At 66.9% G+C, this 1,280-nt stretch carries 1 protein-coding gene and 1 other annotated feature; the gene reads left to right on the top strand.

What is annotated here, in order from left to right; all coding sequences use genetic code 11:
• The first annotated feature begins 6 nt into the window (after positions 1-6).
• Positions 7-1,256 (top strand): IS3 family transposase gene (locus tag E1286_RS47275; RefSeq protein ID WP_132623964.1). Its coding sequence is split into 2 segments (ribosomal slippage): positions 7-316 and positions 316-1,256, totalling 1,251 coding nucleotides; the frame shifts between segments, so codons are not numbered across the junction.
• Positions 309-422, top strand: a sequence feature (AL1L pseudoknot). Its footprint overlaps the gene before it by 114 nt.
• Positions 1,257-1,280: the final 24 nt, after the last annotated feature.

The following is a 1,280-nucleotide window of genomic DNA, read 5'->3' as shown; positions in this document are numbered from 1 at the left end:
GAGTCCATGTCAGGTCGATCCACTTCCCCGCACCCCGCCCAGCGTCGTTATCCACCGGAGCTGAAGGAACGGGCAGTGCGGATGGTGCAGGAAGCCGTCGAGCAGTCCGGGGAGTCGTTCGGCGTGATCACCCGCGTCGCCCGTCAGCTCGGCATCGGAGCCGAATCGCTGCGCAACTGGGTCAGGCAGGCCGAGATCGACGGCGGTCAGCGGCCCGGCACCAGCACCGATGAGGCCAAGCGGATCGCCGAGTTGGAGCGTGAGGTCCGCGAGCTGCGCCGGGCCAACGAGATCCTCAAGGCGGCGTCGGCTTTTTTCGCCAGAGAACTCGACCCTCGACCGCCCAGATGAACGCCTTCATCGACGCCCACCGCGATCGATTCGGCGTTGCGCCGATCTGCCGCGCTCTGCAGGTCGCGCCCTCGACGTACTACGCGGCCCGTAACCGTCCACCCTCTGTGCGGGCGGTGCGCGATGAGCACCTCAAGACCGAGATCGCCCGTATCTACCAGGACAACTACTCCTGTTACGGCGCCCGCAAGATCTACCACCAACTCCGTCGCGAGGGCCTGCCTGTCGCCAGATGCACCATCCAGCGGCTGATGAGCGAGATGGGCATCGCCGGACTGGTCCGCGGCACAGCCCGGCGCACCACCATCACCAGCGACCAGACCGAGCGGCCGGCGGATCTGGTCCAGCGTGACTTCCACGCTGCGGCACCGAACCGGCTGTGGGTCGCCGACCTCACCTATATCCGTACCTGGTCGGGCTGGGTGTACGCGGCGTTCGTCATCGACGTCTACTCCCGGATGGTCGTGGGCTGGCAGACCGCCACCCATCTCCGCACCGACCTGGCGTTGGACGCCTTGGAGATGGCCATCTGGCGTCGCGGCCACGACGCCGGCGCCGACCTGTCGGAGCTGGTTCATCATTCCGACCGCGGAGTGCAGTATCTATCGATTCGCTACACCGAGCGCCTGGCCGACGCCGGCGCGGTCGCCTCCGTCGGCAGCCGCGGCGATTCCTACGACAACGCTCTGGCCGAGTCCTTCAACGGGTTGTTCAAGGCGGAGCTGATCCGCCGCTACGGGCCGTGGAAGGGCCTGGACGATGTCGAGCTGGCCACGCTGGAGTACCTCGACTGGTACAACCATCGCCGGCTGCACACCGCCTGCGGCGACATCCCACCCGCAGAGTACGAAGCGATCCACTACCGTCACCAACAAGCCGCAGCGACCGCGGCAGAAACCAAGTAGCCGAGTCTCCACGAAACCCGGCGC

Origin of the sequence: Nonomuraea terrae (genome assembly GCF_004348995.1) — a bacterium.
Lineage (GTDB): Bacteria > Actinomycetota > Actinomycetes > Streptosporangiales > Streptosporangiaceae > Nonomuraea > Nonomuraea terrae.
This window is presented reverse-complemented; position numbering and strand designations above follow the sequence as displayed.